Source organism: Curtobacterium sp. 9128 (assembly GCF_900086645.1).
Classification (GTDB): Bacteria; Actinomycetota; Actinomycetes; order Actinomycetales; family Microbacteriaceae; genus Curtobacterium.
In genome coordinates this window covers 2,178,226-2,194,997 of record NZ_LT576451.1, presented here as the reverse complement: position 1 = coordinate 2,194,997, position 16,772 = coordinate 2,178,226, and the positions used below count along the sequence as shown (strand labels likewise).

Annotated in this window: 16 protein-coding genes; 10 read left to right on the top strand and 6 right to left on the bottom strand. The window is 71.5% G+C overall.

Going from position 1 to position 16,772, the window contains the following annotated elements; translation table 11 throughout:
* Positions 1 to 23: 23 nt before the first annotated feature.
* Positions 24 to 620, bottom strand: a complete 597-nt coding sequence (locus tag QK288_RS10580) for a TetR/AcrR family transcriptional regulator (protein ID WP_281264285.1) — start codon at positions 618 to 620, stop codon at positions 24 to 26.
* Between the two features lie 74 nt (positions 621 to 694).
* On the opposite strand from QK288_RS10580, the gene QK288_RS10575 reads away from it, so the two are divergent.
* Positions 695 to 1,792: a Gfo/Idh/MocA family oxidoreductase gene (locus tag QK288_RS10575; RefSeq protein WP_281264284.1), complete on the top strand. Its 1,098-nt coding sequence runs from the start codon at positions 695 to 697 to the stop codon at positions 1,790 to 1,792.
* A gap of 142 nt (positions 1,793 to 1,934) precedes the next feature.
* Here QK288_RS10575 and QK288_RS10570 read toward each other — a convergent pair whose 3' ends face one another.
* The 3 genes from QK288_RS10570 to QK288_RS10560 form a co-directional block, all read right to left on the bottom strand.
* On the bottom strand, positions 1,935 to 3,182 hold the full coding sequence (locus QK288_RS10570; RefSeq protein ID WP_281264283.1) for a phosphatidylserine decarboxylase family protein: 1,248 nt from the start codon (positions 3,180 to 3,182) through the stop codon (positions 1,935 to 1,937).
* An 80-nt stretch (positions 3,183 to 3,262) separates the two neighbouring features.
* Positions 3,263 to 4,195 carry a hypothetical protein gene (locus QK288_RS10565; protein WP_281264282.1) on the bottom strand — a complete coding sequence of 311 codons (933 nt, stop codon included), beginning with the start codon at positions 4,193 to 4,195 and terminating at the stop codon, positions 3,263 to 3,265.
* Positions 4,192 to 4,746, bottom strand: a complete 555-nt coding sequence (locus tag QK288_RS10560; RefSeq protein WP_281264281.1) for a sigma-70 family RNA polymerase sigma factor — start codon at positions 4,744 to 4,746, stop codon at positions 4,192 to 4,194. The genes QK288_RS10565 and QK288_RS10560 overlap by 4 nt, the downstream gene beginning before the upstream one ends.
* Before the next feature lie 171 nt (positions 4,747 to 4,917).
* On the opposite strand from QK288_RS10560, the gene QK288_RS10555 reads away from it, so the two are divergent.
* The 6 genes from QK288_RS10555 (at position 4,918) to QK288_RS10530 (ending at position 9,966) form a co-directional block, all read left to right on the top strand.
* Entirely contained in the window at positions 4,918 to 5,295 is a 378-nt protein-coding gene (locus tag QK288_RS10555) for a 4'-phosphopantetheinyl transferase superfamily protein (protein WP_281264280.1), read from the top strand.
* A gap of 114 nt (positions 5,296 to 5,409) precedes the next feature.
* The gene (locus QK288_RS10550; RefSeq protein ID WP_281264279.1) at positions 5,410 to 5,679 is read left to right on the top strand and encodes an acyl carrier protein; all 270 of its coding nucleotides are present in this window, start codon (positions 5,410 to 5,412) and stop codon (positions 5,677 to 5,679) included.
* Positions 5,676 to 6,884 carry an acyl-CoA dehydrogenase family protein gene (locus QK288_RS10545; protein WP_281264278.1) on the top strand — a complete coding sequence of 403 codons (1,209 nt, stop codon included), beginning with the start codon at positions 5,676 to 5,678 and terminating at the stop codon, positions 6,882 to 6,884. The genes QK288_RS10550 and QK288_RS10545 overlap by 4 nt, the downstream gene beginning before the upstream one ends.
* Positions 6,881 to 7,825 (top strand): amino acid--[acyl-carrier-protein] ligase, encoded by a 945-nt coding sequence (locus tag QK288_RS10540; protein ID WP_281264277.1) that lies wholly within the window; start codon positions 6,881 to 6,883, stop codon positions 7,823 to 7,825. The genes QK288_RS10545 and QK288_RS10540 overlap by 4 nt, the downstream gene beginning before the upstream one ends.
* Positions 7,822 to 9,402 carry an alpha/beta hydrolase gene (locus QK288_RS10535; RefSeq protein WP_281264276.1) on the top strand — a complete coding sequence of 527 codons (1,581 nt, stop codon included), beginning with the start codon at positions 7,822 to 7,824 and terminating at the stop codon, positions 9,400 to 9,402. The genes QK288_RS10540 and QK288_RS10535 overlap by 4 nt, the downstream gene beginning before the upstream one ends.
* Before the next feature lie 18 nt (positions 9,403 to 9,420).
* Complete coding sequence (locus QK288_RS10530; protein ID WP_281264275.1) at positions 9,421 to 9,966, top strand: hypothetical protein; 546 nt, start codon at positions 9,421 to 9,423, stop codon at positions 9,964 to 9,966.
* On the opposite strand, the gene QK288_RS10525 is transcribed toward QK288_RS10530, so the two are convergent.
* Together QK288_RS10525 and QK288_RS10520 are read right to left on the bottom strand one after the other, a co-directional pair.
* Positions 9,902 to 10,879 carry an alpha/beta hydrolase gene (locus QK288_RS10525; protein WP_281264274.1) on the bottom strand — a complete coding sequence of 326 codons (978 nt, stop codon included), beginning with the start codon at positions 10,877 to 10,879 and terminating at the stop codon, positions 9,902 to 9,904. The genes QK288_RS10530 and QK288_RS10525 overlap by 65 nt on opposite strands.
* Positions 10,880 to 10,974: 95 nt before the next feature.
* Complete coding sequence (locus QK288_RS10520; RefSeq protein WP_281264273.1) at positions 10,975 to 11,463, bottom strand: peroxiredoxin; 489 nt, start codon at positions 11,461 to 11,463, stop codon at positions 10,975 to 10,977.
* 259 nt (positions 11,464 to 11,722) lie between these two features.
* Here QK288_RS10520 and aceE point away from each other — a divergent pair, with 259 nt between their 5' ends.
* From aceE to QK288_RS10505, 3 genes are all read left to right on the top strand, one after another.
* Complete coding sequence (gene aceE / locus QK288_RS10515; RefSeq protein WP_281264272.1) at positions 11,723 to 14,467, top strand: pyruvate dehydrogenase (acetyl-transferring), homodimeric type; 2,745 nt, start codon at positions 11,723 to 11,725, stop codon at positions 14,465 to 14,467.
* An 8-nt stretch (positions 14,468 to 14,475) separates the two neighbouring features.
* Positions 14,476 to 15,702 carry a PucR family transcriptional regulator gene (locus QK288_RS10510; RefSeq protein WP_281264271.1) on the top strand — a complete coding sequence of 409 codons (1,227 nt, stop codon included), beginning with the start codon at positions 14,476 to 14,478 and terminating at the stop codon, positions 15,700 to 15,702.
* Positions 15,703 to 15,793: 91 nt separating this feature from the next.
* Positions 15,794 to 16,723 carry an ACP S-malonyltransferase gene (locus QK288_RS10505; protein WP_281264270.1) on the top strand — a complete coding sequence of 310 codons (930 nt, stop codon included), beginning with the start codon at positions 15,794 to 15,796 and terminating at the stop codon, positions 16,721 to 16,723.
* Positions 16,724 to 16,772: the final 49 nt, after the last annotated feature.

The window sequence follows — 16,772 nt, the reverse complement described above, 5'->3', positions numbered from 1 at the left end:
GCATGACGATGCCGCCGAGCCCGTCAACAGCAGGTGATGCTCCGCATGGCGAGCTCAGCGCTGGCACGAGCGGCTCGACCGTCGAGCGCGCCGAGGCCGTTGAACAGGCGGAACACGATCGGCCCGAAGAGCAGGTCGATCACCACGTCGGGGTCGAGGTCGTCCCGCAGTTGACCGGCGTCCATCCCCGCGCGGACCAGATCGCGCGTCGCCGCACGACGAGCGCCGAAGAAGGCCCGCGCGATGATCTCACCGCCACCCGGCTGCGCGACGGAGGCCCCGATCAGCTGGACCGCGACGGTCCCGTCGGCGCTGGCGTAGAACTCGGCGAGTCGCGCCACCTGGTCGAGGAGGTCGTCTTCGACCCGTCCGGTGGACACGGTCGGGACCGCCTCCGTGACGAGGTCGCCCCATGCCTCGACGGCGAGCGGGAAGGCTCCGGCCCAGTGCCGGTAGATCGTCGCCTTCCCGACGCCCGAACGTCGTGCGACCTCGTCGATGCTGAACTCGGGCCACCCCGCATCGGCGAGCAGGGCGGCCGCGGCACTGACCGCTGCGGTCCTCGACTGCAGGCTGACCGGCCGCCCGCGTTGCGGTCCTGCAGACGCTCCGGCTCCCATGCACACAACATAGCGAACGGACCGTTCCGAAAGATATAGTGAACGCATCGTTCCGAAAAAGGAGGGCTCTCGCCATGGAAACGCTTCGCGTCGGCATCATCGGCGTCAACGCAGCACGAGGGTGGGCGCGAGAAGCCCACGTCCCTGCCATCGCCGCCACGGAAGGACTCGAGCTGTCCGCCGTCGCCACGCGCAGCCAGACGAGCGCCGATGCGGCCGGGGCGGCCTTCGGGGTCGCGGCGGCGTACGGCGATCCCCTGGAGCTCATCCGGGATCCCGACGTGGACATCGTCACGGTCGCCAGTTCGGTGTCCGCGCACGAGCCCCTCATCCACGCCGCCCTCCAGCACGGCAAGCACGTCGTGACGGAGTGGCCCGTCGCGGTCGGCACCGCGGCGATGACGACCATCGCGGGTGCCGTCGCGGTGGCAGGAGTGCGGTCGGCGGTCGGACTGCAGGCCCGTCGCGATCCCGCCGTCCTCAGAGCGGCGCAGCTCCTCGCGGACCACGCCGTCGGCCGCGTCCTCGTCGTGCGCGTCTCCTCGACGACGGCCGGGTTCGGTCCCACGGTCGACGAGAGCGCGGCACCGCTGGAGGACCCGGATGCGGGCATGCACCTGCTCACCATCCAGGCGGCGCACACCCTCGACGTCGTCGCAGCACTCCTCGGGTCCCCGGTCGAGGTCTCCGCGCTCCACACCGTCCGGTTCCCGGAGCTCCGGTCCACGACGGGCTCCGTCGTGCCCAGGACGCTGCCCGACCACGTCGCGGTCCTCGGCAGGTTCTCCGACGGTGCGGCACTCGTCGCCGAGGTCGTGGGCGGCCGCGGCCCGGACGACACGCCGTTCCGCCTCACGATCGAGGGGTCCACCGGCGTCCTCGAACTCGTCGGCGGGGCGCCGCGGGGGTTCCAGGCGGGGGTCCTCGAGCTGTTCGTCGACGGCCAGCGGCAGCCGATCGACACGCCTGCGCTGCCGGACTCAGTCGTGAACGTCGCGGGCGTCTACCGAGCACTCCGCGCCGACGTCCGCGACGGCACCTCGACCGCGCCCTCGTTCGTCGACGCGGTCCGACTCGCACACCTGGTCGACGACCTCCGTCGGAGCGACGACACTCGGGCCTCGGTGACCGCGGACCAGGAGTGGCCGCGCGCGCTCCGTCGCATCGGTTGACCGCCGCAGGCCGTCACCCGGAGCGAACACACGGGACGGCTCCAAGCGACGGTCGCCGGGCCCGCCCCGTGGCTGACTGGAGGCTCGGTGTCGGCTGGCACCGAGCCTCCAGTCCGCAGGATCCGCGGACCGAGCCGACGGGTCAGACCGACGCGGCGGTCGCGATCTGCGTGTGGAGGCGGACCAGCGCGGGGTGCCGCGGGTCCGGGAACGCCTGCACGGCGAACGACTCGATCGCACCGGGCTCGAAGACGAGGCACTCGGTGGACCCGCCGAACTGGAAGTACCCGAGCTCGTCGCCCTTGTCGACGTGACGGCCGGGCTCGATGCCGTCGCCGATGACGCAGGAGGAGACCTCGATCATCCCGACGGGGACGACCGCGACGTGTCCGAGCGACGGGTTGTCGGCTTCGATGATGATGACGGCCCGCGCGGCGACGTGCGCGAGGTACCCCTGCGAGTCCTTCGGCTCCACGGCGTCCGAGCCCTCGGCGTCGGCTTCGGAGAAGTACGTGCCGGGCTGGACGAAGGCGCGGACGATGGTGCCGGCGACGGGTGCGTGCCAGCGGTGGTAGTTCGTGGCGCTGAGGAACGCCTGGTACACGGACCCGCCGACGAACCGGTCCACGGACTCGTCGTTCGCGAGGAGGTCCTCGAGGGAGTACGGCTGCTGCTTCACCCAGAACTCGTCACGACGTTGCACGTTCGTCGCGATGGCGTACGGCGTGGACTCGCTCGAGCTGACCACGACGGTGTCGTCGTCGGGGGCCGCGACGGGGCGCTGGCCGTCCTTGAACCGGCGGATGAAGAAGTCGTTCCAGGACGTGAAGCCCCAGTGCTCGGCGTCGGGGTCGTGCTGGAACTGGTCCATGCCGACGACCTGCTGTGCCTGCTCCGACTTCCACCCGTCGGGTGCGTCGACGATCACGGACAGCGAGGCGGGGCTGTCGAGGTACTCGGCCCACGCGTCCAGGACGTCCTTCAGTGCGGCGTTGACCTTCGGGTCCCGGTAGACGGCGAACCCGGCCGGGGTGGCCATCGTCCAGTCGAGGATCGCGGCGAACGGGGTGGTGACCATGCCGCCGTCGCTGAACGCCGGAGCGGTCGTCATGACCTCGTTGACGAGGGAGAAGAACTCGTCGGTGTCCTCGATGTGCCGCTTCCGGTACTGCTTGCCGTGCGGGACCTGCTCGATCATGCGGGTCATCCCCATCCGGATCACCGGGTCGGTGTCGAACAGGTGCCGGAACGCGGCGACGGCGGGGTGCAGCGGGCGGTCGCGGTGGGCGCGAGCGCGTTCGCGGTGCCCTTCGATCCAGGCTTCGAGGTCGTCCTGGCCAGGCAACCACCCGCCCCGGCGTTTGTGGTCGGTCTCTGCGGGTGTCGTCATGTCCCGAACGCTACCCACCGGGCCAGGACGTGCGACGGACGCCCCCGGCGAATCCTCACAGGGCGCACGTCTGGCTGGCGTCACCCGGCCGCCGGCGGGTCCTCCGGCATCGGGTGCTCCCCCTGCCAGATCGCGTCCACGGCGCCGAACTCCCTCGGGTAGCACTGCGTGTCGAAGACCTCGCTCCCGTCGGACGGCGTGGTGTACAGGAACCAGGGACCGATCCCCCGCCCCTCGCCGTTCCACCCGCCGTCCGAGTACCAGGAGAGCGGGACGTCGGCCATCGGCTGCCCGGCCTGTGCCTGACACGCGAGCAGCCGGTTGAACGCCGTCCGGTACTCGTCCAGCGTGACGACGCCGTCGGCCGTCTCGGCCTCCTGCTGCGCGGACGGACGAGCGATCTGCGGCGACCTCGCCCACGAGACCCACACGCCGTACCGGTCGGCGTCGTCGGCGGAGAGGGTCACCGAGACGTCGCCGGACGCCGGTGCCGCGGCGAGCGCCCATCCGATCTGCTCGGACTCCGGGTCGGCGCGACGACCACACGTGGTGCCCTCGACCGGGCGACCTCCCACCTCGACGGTCGGGGCACTGCCGTCGAGACATGCCCACGCCACGGCGACGCGGTCCGCGCCGGATGGTCGGGAGGACAGGGTCAGCGCGGTGTCGCCGTGTGTGACGCGGAACGTCGGGGTGCCGAGGAGCCGGCCGTGGTTGACGTCCTCGACCATGGACCGCGTCGTGGCACCGAGCGAAGCCTGGACGGCGGTGTCCGGGTCGTTGCCGGGGAGCGCTGCGGCGGTGAGCCCGCCGGTCAGGCCGCCGCCGACCAGGAACGCGGCGACGACGGCTGCGACCGTGGCCCGGGTCGGTCGCCGCCGACGGCGCGCTCGGGCCGCAGGAGTGGACACGACCTCGGCGACGAGGGCATCGCGCATCGCGGTCAGTCGTGGGGAGCGTTCGTCGTCCCAAGAAGGGCGTTCGTCGTCCAGTGGGGAGCGTTCGTCGTTCACAGTGCGCCTCCGAGGGGTTCCGCTGTGGCTGTGTACTGCTGGTGGAGCCGGGCCTTCGCCCGGTGGAGTCGGGACTTGACGGTCCCGGCGGGGACGCCGAGTGCCGTCGCCGCCTCGCGTTCGCTGAGCCCCTCGAGGACGCAGAGCGTGAGGACCCGTTGGTCGGCGAGCCCGAGGCCGCGGAGCGCGGCGACCGCGTCCCCGTCGGTGAACCGCTCGGCGGGGTCGGGAGCGGGGTCGTCGACGGGGAACCGGCCGAGGAAGCTGCGGTGTCTGCGGGTCGAGCGGGTGAGGTTGTGCGCCGCGTTCGTCGTCGTCACGAGCAGCCAGGGCAGCAGGGAGTCGTCGACGAACCGCACGTGGTCACGTCGCCGCCAGGCTTCGAGGAAGGCGATGGCGACCACGTCGTCGGCATCGGCAGGGGTGGGGACGAGTCCGACCGCGTGTCGACGGAGCCGTGGAGCGTGCCTGTCGAACACCCGCCCGAACGCCTGGCCGTCGCCCGCGGTGCTCAGGGCCCAGTCGGCGCGGTCCCCCGTGATCTGGTTCATGTCCTGTGGTGTCCGCAGCCCCGCGATCGGTTCCCTCGTCGGCGTGTCGCGGGCCGCAAAGCCGTGGTCGCGCACGATCCGGAGCCTAGGCCACCGGGTCCGGCGGCACCGGCCGACCGTCCGGCAGCGCGACGCGGCCCGACGACCGGCCGGGGCACGTACGATCTCGGCATGACCGCCGTCCGCACCGGGTGCGACCTCGCCGCAGTCGACGACGTCCTCGCCGGGATCAGCGCGCACGGCGAGCGGTACCTCGCCCGGGTCTTCACGGTCCGGGAGCGCACCGACGCTCACGACGACCCGGAGCGCCTCGCCGCGCGGTTCGCCGGCAAGGAGGCCGTGATCAAGCTCCTCCGCCCCACCGGCGGGCAGGCGGTCCCGCTGCACGACGTCGCGATCGTGCTCGACGGCCACGGCGCCCCGGTGGTGGAGCTCACCGGCGCAGCCCTGACGCTCGCCGAAGCGCAGGGGATCACCGTGGTCGACGTGTCACTGTCCCACGAGCGTGGGCTGGCGCTCGCGACGGCGGTGGCGCTGGCAGACCGGTGAACGGGCCCCGCATCGGGACACCCTGAACCGCTGTTCAGCCCCGGGCGGGTCGTTGCGGTTTCGCGCATCCGGACGGCGGCTTTCCGGGGCATCCCGGTCCCTAGGGTTGCTCGCATGCAGCCGGACCAGAACACCCTCGCTGACACGACCGAACAGGCCGTCCGACGCGCGCTCGCCGACCACGGGCGGCTCACCGTCGACGCGTGGGACGTGGCACCGATCGCGGATCTCTACCTCCTCGGGCTGACGTCCCACGCGACCGTCAACGTGATGCTCGCGATCGAGAACGACCTCGACGCGGAGTTCCCCGACCACCTCCTGCATCGAGCGACGTTCTCCTCCGTGGAGTCGTTGACCACCGCGGCGGCCCAGGTGACGGCGTGACCACGCTGCAGCCGGAGTCCCCGACGCGGTCCGTGGTCGCGGCCGGATCCACCGCGGACCGCTTCGCCGAGCGCACCGCCGCCGTCGCAGCCGTCGCCGCGCAGTTCGCGGACGAGGTCGACCGGGACGCCCGGCCCCCGCGCGAGGCGATCGCCGCGATGCGCGAGTACGGCCTGCTCGCCGCCGCGGTCCCGGTCGAACGCGGTGGCGAAGGCGCCTCGGTGTCCGACCTGTCCGCGATCGCGACCGAGCTCGGCGGTGCGTGCGCAGCGACGGGGATGGTGTTCGCGATGCACCAGGGCCAGGTGATGGCGCTCTGGCGCCACGGCGGTGACGCTGCCGGCGTGCGCGCGATGATCGACCAGGTCCTGGGTGGCGCGCTCGTCGCGTCGTCGACCACCGAGAAGGGCGTCGGTGGCGACGCTCGACGGTCCACCTGCGCGATCGAGGCGTCCACCGAGGTCCCCGGTCGCATCCGCCTCCGCAAGGACGCCCCCGTCATCTCCTACGCCACGGAGTCCAGCGCGGTGTTCGTCACCGCTCGCCGCGACCCCGACGCACCGGCGTCCGACCAGCGCCTCGTGATCTGCGACACCGAACGCACCGTGCTCTCGCAGACCTCGACGTGGGACACACTCGGACTCCGGGGCACGTGCAGCAACGGGTGGATCCTCGACGCCGAGACCACCCTCGACCACGTGTTCCGCGACGACTACGCCACGATCTCGGCGCAGACGATCCTCCCCGTCTCGCACGTGCTGTGGGCGTCGGTGTGGCTCGGCATCGCGGCCTCGGCAGCGGAACGCGCACGCTCGGCCGTCCGCAAGCAGGCACGGGCCAGCATCGGGACGACACCACCCGGTGCGCTGCGGCTCGCGGAGCTCCTCGTCGACCTCCAGGGCCTCGCCGACGGCGTCCGGCACGCCGCCGAGCGGTTCGACGCCGTCGCCGACGACCCCGACACCCTCGAGTCGAGCGCATACGCCCTCGCCGCGAACGCGCTGAAGGTCGGCGCCTCCCAGAAGGTGACGGACATCGTCACCGCAGCGCTCCGCATCGTCGGGATCGCCGGGTACGCCGCGTCGGGACCGATGAGCATCGCCCGGCACCTCCGAGACGCACACGGCGCCGCCGTCATGGTGAGCAACGACCGTCTCCTCCAGAACGACGCCGGCCTGGCACTCATGAGCGGAGCGATCCTGTGACAATCACCGAAGCACCCGTGACCGCGACGCCGCTCGACCGTGCCCGCGCAGCGCTCCGGGCACGACTCCTCGCCGATCGCGTCCTCATCGACCTCGGGTCCCCCGGGCTCTACGGCCGCACCGGCGTCTTCGAGCGCGTGTACACCGCCGTCGACACCGCTGCCGTCCGCTCGATGGCGGACCTCGACTCCGAGGTCCTCCGCTTCCCGCCCGTCGAACCGCTCGCCGCGTTCGAACGCACCGACTACATCGCCTCGTTCCCGGACCTCGCGGCGTCGATCTCCGGCTTCACCGGCGGCGACCGCAAGCACCGCGAGCTCCTCGCGGCGCGCGAACGCGGCGAGCGCTGGGAGTCCTTCCTGGAGCCGGCGGACCTGATGCTCGCCCCAGCGGTCTGCCACCCGGTCTACGGCCTGGTCGGTGACACGGTGCAGCAGGCCGGCCGGTCCTTCGACATCGTCGGCGACTCGTTCCGGCGTGAGCCATCGCTCGACCCGATGCGGCTGCAGGCGTTCCACATGCACGAGTTCGTCCACATCGGCACACCCACATCGGCGAAGGCGCACCGCGACGAACACATCCCCGTGATGCGGTCGCTCCTGGAAGGCTTCGGGCTGGACATCGACGTGGTCCCCGCGAACGACCCGTTCTTCGGCCGCGTGGGCAAGATCCTCGCGCGCAACCAGGTCGAACAGGCGCTGAAGTACGAGTTCGTCACGCCGGTCTACGGTGACGCGGGCGAGGCGACCGCGATCAGTTCCGCCAACCTCCACGAGGACCACTTCGGCCTGTCCTTCGGGCTCCGCACCGAGGACGGCGAGGTCGCCCACAGCGCATGCCTGGCCTTCGGCCTGGAGCGCATCACGATCGCCCTGTTCGCCGCGCACGGCACCGACCCCGCCGCATGGCCAGCGGCTGTCCGTCGCGCGCTGACGCTGTGACCACCACGCACGGGTGGTCGGGTTCCCCGGCTTCCCGGGTCGCGGTGCAGACGCCGCCGTCGGTGCGCGCTGGGGTCGTGATCTGCACACCGCTCGGACAGGAGGGCGTGCTCGCGTACCGCACGTTCCGCCTGCTGGCGGACCGCCTGGAGGCTCGTGGCGTGGCTTCGGTGCGCTACGACCCGTCCGGCCGTGGCGATTCCGAGGACGACGCCGACCCCGACGCGCCGGTCCGGTCCGCTCGCAACGCGGCGGCCGTGCTCCGCACGGCCGGGGCCGAGCGGATCGTCTTCGTCGGACTCGCCTCAGGCGCACTCATCGCCTCCGCAGCCGCGACCGAGGGCGACGGCCTGGTGCTCTGGGACGCACCCGAGTCCGGCCGCGCCTGGCTGCGTCGACAGCGTGCGCTCGCGACGCTGACGATCGAGGCCACCCGTGTCGTCGACGGCGTCGAGACCCTCGTGGGGATCGACCTGGATCCGGCGCAGGCCGCAGCCGTCGCCGCGCTCGTGCACGTCGAACGGGACCCCCGCTCCACGCTCGTGCTGGTGCGGCCAGGGGCGCGAGGCCCTCGAGCGGTCGGTGGTCTTCCGGTCGTCGAGGTACCTGGGAGCGCAGAGCTGCTCGACGAGATGAGCATCCACGCGCGCATGCCGGTGCAGGCGGTCGACACGGTGGTCGCATGGGTCGACGAACACGTTCCCACGGCGACGATCGCGTCGGGACCGCCACGTGTCGACGCGGTCCTCGACCTCGACTCCGGGATCTCGGAGCACGTCGTGCACCTCGGACCGGAGTCGCTCTTCGCCGTGGAGACGGTCCCCGCCGGCGCGCCGGACGACGCTCCCGTCGTCGTCCTGCACACCGGCGGCGCCGAGCACCGGGTCGGCGGGAACGACTACCAGGTCGCACTCGCCCGGGCGCTCGCCGAGGACGGCGCCAGGGTCGTCCGGGTCGACCGCCGGGGCACCGGGGAGAGCACGACGGTGTCCGCCGGTGAGCACAACCACCTGTTCGCGCAGACGTGGGTCGACGACCAGGACGCGGTCGTGTCCGCCCTCGGGGTCGACGGCGACCGCCTCGCACTGGTCGGTATGTGTGCCGGTGCGTGGCTCGCCGGCCGCTCTGCGGCGCTGTCCCCACGGCTGGTCGTGGAGATCAGCCCGAACGACTTCCGCCGGCGGCCCGCCGCACCGGGTGGCCACAGCGCGGCGGCCGCGGGGTCGCCGTCGTCCACCCGGCTGCGGATCCGGTCCTGGTACGACCGTGTCGTGCCGCAGGTCGTCCGTGCGCACGTCGAGCGGAGCCGCACCGGGGGCGTCCTGCAGCACGTGCGACCACTCGTGGCGGCTGGCACCGAGGTGGTGGTGATCGCGGCTCCCGTCGACGTCGCGACGTTCGAGCGTCTCGGTGGCCGCGCGGCGCTCGAGCGGTACGCACCAGGGCCCCACCCCGGCTCGGTCAGCCTGGTGCCGGTGCCCGACGGGGACCACGCGCTGTTCTCCCCGGGCATGCGGCGGGCGGTGGTGTCCGAGGTCCGATCCCGGGTCGCTGCACTCGTGCCGGAGCGCGTCTGACCGAGTACACACGGAACGGTGCGACGAGCAACGGCGACTGCGACCCTGACGGCCGCCGCGCTCGTGGTGCTCCTCGCGGGGTGCTCGGCGGTGCAGGACGGTCCGCCGTGGCCGCGTCCGACCGACCTCGCGGCACGGGCCGAGGCCGCAGGGCTCCACGACGTGTGGGGACAGCGACTGGCCGAGCACATCCACACCCACGTGACGATCACCGACGGAGACGAACCGGTCGTGATCCCCGCGGACATCGGCCACTCGGACCGTCGGCACTTCGCCGCGGAGATCCACACGCACGACACGTCGGGCATCGTCCACGTCGAGTCACCGGTCCGACAGGACTTCACCCTCGGGCAGTTCTTCGACGAGTGGGGCGTCCCCTTGAGCGCCTGGGGTGTGGGCGGTCTGCACGGGGACCTGACCGTGTGGGTCGACGGCCGCCGGTACCTGGGGAACCCGCGGTCGATCGTGCTGGAGGACCTCGGCGAGGTCGACCTCGTCGTCACGACCGTCGGCGAAGTCCCACGTCGTCCGCCCGTGTTCCACTGGCCGCCGCAGTACCACTGAGCGCGGCCACCACCGCTGCCGGGTGCTCGACGTGGGCGAAGTGCCCGCAGTCGTCCAGGAGCATCGTTCGCGTCTGCGGCACCACGCGTGCCAGGTCCTCGAGGTCCCGGACGCGGGCGAAGACGTCGTCGCGCCCGGAGACCGCGGTCACGGGGCACCGGATCCCCCGCCAGCGGTCCGTGTCGTAGGCGGCGCCCGATCGTGCGGCGGCGAGGAAGCCCGCAGGCCGGAGCTCCTCGACGAAGGCGTCGAGCACGCTCCGGTCCAGGCGCCGCACGTGGGTGAAGACGGGTGCGGCGAGCAACCGCAGGAGACCGATGCCGGCGAGCACCCGGAGCATCGGGACGGCCGCGCCGCGCGTGATGGCGAGGCCGGCCCGCAGCAGTGTGAACGCGGGAACGGTCAGCACGCCGCGCAACGGGTGCCGAGCGGCGTCGATCGCGGCGAACGTCGTCCCGGAGACGAGCGTCACCGAACGGGTCCGGTCCGGGGCGGCGACCGCGAGGTGCATGCCGACGAAGGCGCCCATCGAGTGCCCGACGACGTCGACGACCGGGACGCCGAGCGCATCGAGCACGGCGGTCAGCACCACGACGGCGTCATCGACCGACAGCGGCGTCGAAGGTGCGGGCGACGACCCCCAGCCGGGCAGGTCGACGAGGACCAGCCCGCGGCTCGGGAAGCCGTCGGCGGCCTCGAGCAACGGGGTCCACGTGGTCCAGGAACCGGCGACCCCGTGGAGGAACAGCAGGGGCCGGTCTCCGCTGCGGGCGTGCACCACGACGGGACCGTGCACGGTCGGGACGACCGTCCTGCGGAGCGACCACCTGGCGGCGTCAGCCGTCACCGGGAACGGCGCGTACGCGTCGGTCGTGCCCGCCCGCGGTGTTGCGGCGGTGTCGATGGCGTGCACCGAGCCTCCAGTCCGGTGCGTGCGCACCCAGGAGGTGTTCGGAACCCGACCGGTCGACGGTTGGTGCGACGGACCGCCCGTCAGGCGACCGACTGTCAGGCGACCGGGACGGGCGCCGTGCAGGCGGCCAGCCGGTCGAGCGCCGCGCGGTACTCGGTGACGTCGCGGGCGACGCCGGGCTCGGAGATGATCGAGGCGCGGATCCGGCCCTGGACGTCGATGACGAAGGTGGCGCGGTTCGCGAAGCCCTTGTGCTCGAGGAAGACCCCGTACTCCTTCGAGACGGCGCCGTGCGGCCAGAAGTCCGCGAGGAGCTCGAAGTCGTAACCGTTGAGGTCGGCGAACGAGCGGAGCGTCGCCTTCGAGTCGACCGAGATGCCGATGAGCTCGACGCGGTTGTCCTGGAACATCGCGACGTTGTCCCGGAGGGCGCAGAGCTCGCTCGTGCAGGTCGACGAGAACGCGAGCGGGAAGAAGACGAGTGCGACCGGGCGGGAACCGCGGAAGTCGCTGAGGCGGACGTGCTCTCCGAACTGGTTCGGGAGTTCGAAGTCCGGCGCGAGTGAGCCGATCTCCAGTGCCATCGTTGCGTGTACTTCTTCCTCGGGCTGCGGGTGTGCCCGTCGATCCATGCACGCGCAGGGTCGCACGGGCACGATCGGCAATCGTACGCCGACGACACGCGAATGCAAGCACCTGTTCACGAGCGTGCGGACACACGTCACCATCAGGGTGCTCGTCGGTGCTGGGGCCTAGAGTGGTCGAGGCTCCCACCGCTGGTCGTGACCCGACCGACCGGTGCGCCACCATGTCCACCACCACGAGAACGAACCGAGGTCAAGGGTGACGGTGAACGACCAGGACCCGTACAGCAACGGCAGCACGGACCAGGACCCGGAGGAGACCGCCGAATGGCGTGAGTCCCTCGACGGACTGGTCGCCGCACACGGTCACGAGCGTGCGCGCGAGATCATGCTGAGCCTGCTCAAGCGGTCCAAGGAACTGCACCTCGGCGTGCCGATGGTCCCGACGACGGACTACGTCAACACGATCGCGCCGGAGAACGAGCCGGAGTTCCCCGGCGACGAAGAGCTCGAGCGCCGCTACCGCCGCTGGATCCGCTGGAACGCGGCCATCACGGTGCACCGCGCGCAGCGCCCCGGCATCTCGGTCGGCGGCCACATCTCGACCTACGCGTCGAGCGCCGCCCTGTACGAGGTCGGCTACAACCACTTCTTCCGCGCGCAGGACCACGCGTCCGGCGGCGACCAGGTCTTCTTCCAGGGCCACGCCTCCCCCGGCATGTACGCCCGTGCCTACATGGAAGGCCGCCTCGACGAGAACCAGCTCGACGGGTTCCGTCAGGAGAAGTCGCACGAGGGCGGCGGACTGTCGTCGTACCCGCACCCGCGCCTCATGCCGCACTTCTGGCAGTTCCCGACCGTGTCGATGGGCATCGGCCCGATCAACGCGATCTACCAGGCGCAGCAAGCCAAGTACCTGTCGAACCGCGGGATCAAGGACGCGTCCGACCAGCAGGTCTGGGCGTTCCTCGGCGACGGCGAGATGGACGAGGTCGAGTCCCGCGGGCAGCTGCAGGTCGCGGCGAACGACGGGCTCGACAACCTCAACTTCGTGATCAACTGCAACCTGCAGCGTCTCGACGGCCCGGTCCGCGGCAACGGCAAGATCATCCAGGAGCTCGAGAGCTACTTCCGTGGTGCCGGCTGGAACGTCATCAAGGTGATCTGGGGCCGCGAGTGGGACGACCTGCTCGCCCGCGACACCGACGGCGCGCTGCTCAACCTGATGAACGTCACCCCCGACGGTGACTACCAGACGTACAAGGCCGAGAACGGCGCGTACGTCCGCGAGAACTTCTTCGGGCGCGACCCCAAGGCGCTGCAGCTCATCGACGGCTACAGCGACGACCAGGTCTGGAACCTCAAGCGCGGTGGCCACGACTACCGCAAGGTCTACGCGGCGTTCAAGGCCGCGACCGAGCACAAGGGCCAGCCGACCGTCATCCTCGCGAAGACGGTCAAGGGCTACGGCCTCGGACCGAGCTTCGAGGGCCGCAACGCGACCCACCAGATGAAGAAGCTCACGCTCGACAACCTCAAGCAGTTCCGCGACGAGATGCGCATCCCGATCTCCGACGCGCAGCTCGAGGAGAACCCCTACACGCCGCCGTACTACCACCCCGGGAACGACGACGAGGCCATCCAGTACATGCACGAGCGCCGTCAGGCACTCGGCGGGTACGTCCCGGAGCGTCGCACCAAGTACACGTCGATCACGCTGCCCGACGACTCGAAGTACCAGGTCGTCAAGAAGGGTTCCGGCAAGCAGGAGATCGCCACCACCATGGCGTTCGCCCGTCTGCTGAAGGACCTCCTGCGCTCCCCGGACTTCGGTGACCGCGTGGTCCCGATCATCCCGGACGAGGCACGCACGTTCGGCATGGACGCGTACTTCCCGACGGCGAAGATCTACAACCCGAACGGGCAGCACTACACGTCCGTCGACCGCGAACTCCTCCTGGCGTACAAGGAGAGCCCGCAGGGCCAGATCATCCACGTCGGCATCAACGAAGCCGGTGCCCTCGCGGCCTTCACCGCGGTCGGCACCTCGTACTCGACGCAGGGCGAACCGCTCATCCCGGTCTACGTCTTCTACTCGATGTTCGGCTTCCAGCGCACCGGCGACGCCATCTGGGCCGCCGGCGACCAGATGACCCGCGGGTTCATGATCGGCGCGACCGCCGGCCGCACGACGCTCACGGGCGAGGGCCTGCAGCACGCCGACGGACACTCGCTGCTGCTCGCGGCGACGAACCCGGCCGTCGTGTCCTACGACCCGGCGTACGGCTACGAGATCGGGCACATCGTGCAGTCCGGCCTCGACCGCATGTACGGCACGAACGAGGACGGCTCGCCCAAGCACGCCGACCCGAACGTCATGTACTACCTGACGGTCTACAACGAGCCCATCGTCCAGCCCGCCGAGCCCGAGGGCGTCGACGTGGACGGGATCGTCAAGGGCATGTACCTGCTCAAGCCGAGCGAGCACGACGGCCCGAAGGCGCAGCTCCTGGCGTCCGGTGTCGCGGTGCCGTGGATCCTCGAGGCACAGCAGCTCCTCGCCGAGGACTGGGGCGTCTCCGCAGACGTCTGGAGCGTCACGAGCTGGGGCGAGCTCTACCGCGACGGCCTCGACGCGGAGCAGCACGCGTTCCTCAACCCGAACGAGCAGCCGCGCACGCCGTACGTCACCGAGCGCCTGCTCTCGACCGAGGGGCCCGTCGTCGCCGTCAGCGACTTCATGCACCAGGTCCAGGAGCAGATCCGCCCGTTCGTGCCGACCGACTACGCCACCCTCGGCGCCGACGGCTTCGGCTTCTCGGACACCCGTCCGGCCGCCCGTCGCTTCTTCCACATCGACGGCCCCTCGGTCGTCGTGCGGACGCTGCAGCAGCTCGCCCGCCAGGGCAAGGTCGACGCGGCGCTCGTCCAGCAGGCGATCGACAAGTACCGGCTGCACGACGTGACCGCCGGCACGACCGGTTCCGCCGGCGGCGAGAGCTGACACCGGCGGTGACGACACCCCGCACCGACCCTGCCGTGGGCCGGGAGAACGACCGCGAACGCGCGCTCTCCTGGCTCCGGCAGGTGTCGGGCGAACTCTCGACCGCCACGATCAAGCGGCTCGAGGACACGCTCCCCTGGTACAGCGAGATGCCGCCAGGCCGACGATCCGCGGTCGGCATGGTGGCGCAGGCCGGCATCACGTCGTTCATCTCGTGGCTCGAGGGCAGCGCGTCGACGCCGTGGATCGCCGCGGCCGACGTGTTCGGCTCCGCGCCGCGGGAACTCCTCCGCTCGGTGAGCCTGCAGCAGACGCTGCAGCTCATCCGCGTCGTGGTGACCGTGGTCGAGGAGCGCGCCAAGGACGACGAGATGCTGCAGGAGGCGATCCTGAAGTACTCGCGGGACATCGCGTTCGCAGCCGCCGACGTGTACGCGCGTGCTGCGGAGGCCCGCGGGCTCTGGGACGCGCGGCTCGAGGCGCTCGTGGTCGACTCGATCCTGTCGGGCGAGTACGACGACGAACTGCCGTCGCGGATCGCGGCGCTCGGCTGGCACGGTCACGGCGAGGTCGCAGTGCTCGTCGGCACGGCGCCGAAGCAGCTCGAGGTCGACCAGGTCCGCCGTGCTGCCCGCCACATGGACGCCGACGTGCTCATCGGCGTGCAGGGGTCGCGGCTCGTGGTCGTCATCGGTCGCTCGACCCCGCGGGACGACGTCCCTGAAGGCGAAGAGCCCGTCTCGTTCATGGCGATCGCGCAGGCTCTGGAGCCGATGTTCGGCGAGGGGCACCTGGTCCTCGGCAACGAGGTCCCCGGGGTGGTCGACGCGTCGACCTCGGCGAAGGCGGCCCTCGCCGGGTTCGCCGTCGCGCGTGCCTGGCGCGGCGCTCCCCGTCCAGCGCTCGCGGACGACCTGCTCCCCGAGCGCGCACTGGCCGGCGATCCCCTCGCCCGCTCCGCCCTCGTCCAGCGCATCTACGTCCCGCTGAAGGACCAGTCCACCGAACTGCTCCAGACGCTCTGGTGCTACCTCGACACCGGTCGGTCCCTCGAAGCCACGGCCCGCGAGCTCTTCGTGCACCCGAACACCGTCCGATACCGGCTCCGTCGTGTCGCCGACATCATCGGGTGGGATGCCACACACGCCCGCGACGCCCTCATCGTGCAGTCGGCGCTCATCCTCGGCGCGATGTCCGAGTCCGCCTCCGGTCGACGTCGGATCGGACGCCGGTGACCTCCGACCGTAGGGGTCCCACAATGTCTCGAGCGGATTCGTGTCGGGAGTCCACACGGGGCGCACGCGTCGCGGCAGACAGGATTGTCCGGTGATCGTCGTCGTCGCGCCCGGACAGGGCTCCCAGACTCCCGGCTTCCTCGCCCCGTGGCTCGAGGACGCCGCCGTTCGTGAACGCGTCGGGCAGTGGTCCGAAGCGATCGGCGTGGACCTCGCCGTGCACGGCACCGAGTCCGACGCGGACACCATCAAGGACACCGCGCTGGCCCAGCCGCTCATCGTGGCCGCCGGCATCATCACCGCCGACGCACTCCTCGCCGACGGCCGCCGTGCCCTGGTCGGAGGCGTCGCCGGACACTCGGTCGGCGAGTTCACCGCCGCTGCCGTCGCCGGCATCCTGCAGCCGACCGACGCCGTCTCCCTCGTCGCCGCCCGCGGCCGGGCGATGGCCGACGCCGCAGCGCTCGAGCCGACCTCGATGGCGGCCGTCCTCGGCGGTGACGCCGACGAGGTCGCCCAGGCCCTCGAGGCGCACGGCCTCGTGCCCGCGAACCACAACGGCGGCGGGCAGACCGTCGTCGCCGGCGCTGCCGCAGCGATCGCGGCACTCGCCGAGAACCCGCCGACGAAGGCCCGTGTGATCCCCCTCGCCGTGGCCGGCGCGTTCCACACCCGGTACATGGCCCCAGCGGTCGAGCGTGTGGCCCCCGTCGCCGCCGGCACCACCGCAGTGGACCCGACGCTCCCGATCTGGACGAACGCCGACGGTTCGCGCGTGGACGACGGCCGGCAGTTCGTCGACCTGATGGTCCAGCAGATCGCGAACCCCGTGCACTGGGACTCCGTGATGGAGTCCTTCCAGCAGGCCGGTGTCACCGGCATCATCGAGCTCGCACCGGCCGGTGCGCTCGTCGGACTCGCCAAGCGCGGCCTGCGCGGCACCCCGACGGTCGCGATCAAGTCCCCCGAGGACCTGCCGGCCGCGATCGAGCTCCTCAGCACCGCGGAGGTGTCCGCATGACCGACGTGTCAGAAGCCGTCGAGCCGACCGGCCGTCCCGTCCTCGCGCA

Coding starts and splice junctions, on each gene's coding strand:
- QK288_RS10575 (WP_281264284.1), top strand. CDS start 695: ATGGAAACGCTTCGCGTCGGCATCATCGGCGTCAACGCAGCACGAGGG.
- QK288_RS10550 (WP_281264279.1), top strand. CDS start 5,410: ATGCAGCCGGACCAGAACACCCTCGCTGACACGACCGAACAGGCCGTC.
- QK288_RS10555 (WP_281264280.1), top strand. CDS start 4,918: ATGACCGCCGTCCGCACCGGGTGCGACCTCGCCGCAGTCGACGACGTC.
- QK288_RS10570 (WP_281264283.1), bottom strand. CDS start 3,182: ATGACGACACCCGCAGAGACCGACCACAAACGCCGGGGCGGGTGGTTG.
- QK288_RS10580 (WP_281264285.1), bottom strand. CDS start 620: ATGGGAGCCGGAGCGTCTGCAGGACCGCAACGCGGGCGGCCGGTCAGC.
- QK288_RS10520 (WP_281264273.1), bottom strand. CDS start 11,463: ATGGCACTGGAGATCGGCTCACTCGCGCCGGACTTCGAACTCCCGAAC.
- QK288_RS10560 (WP_281264281.1), bottom strand. CDS start 4,746: ATGAACCAGATCACGGGGGACCGCGCCGACTGGGCCCTGAGCACCGCG.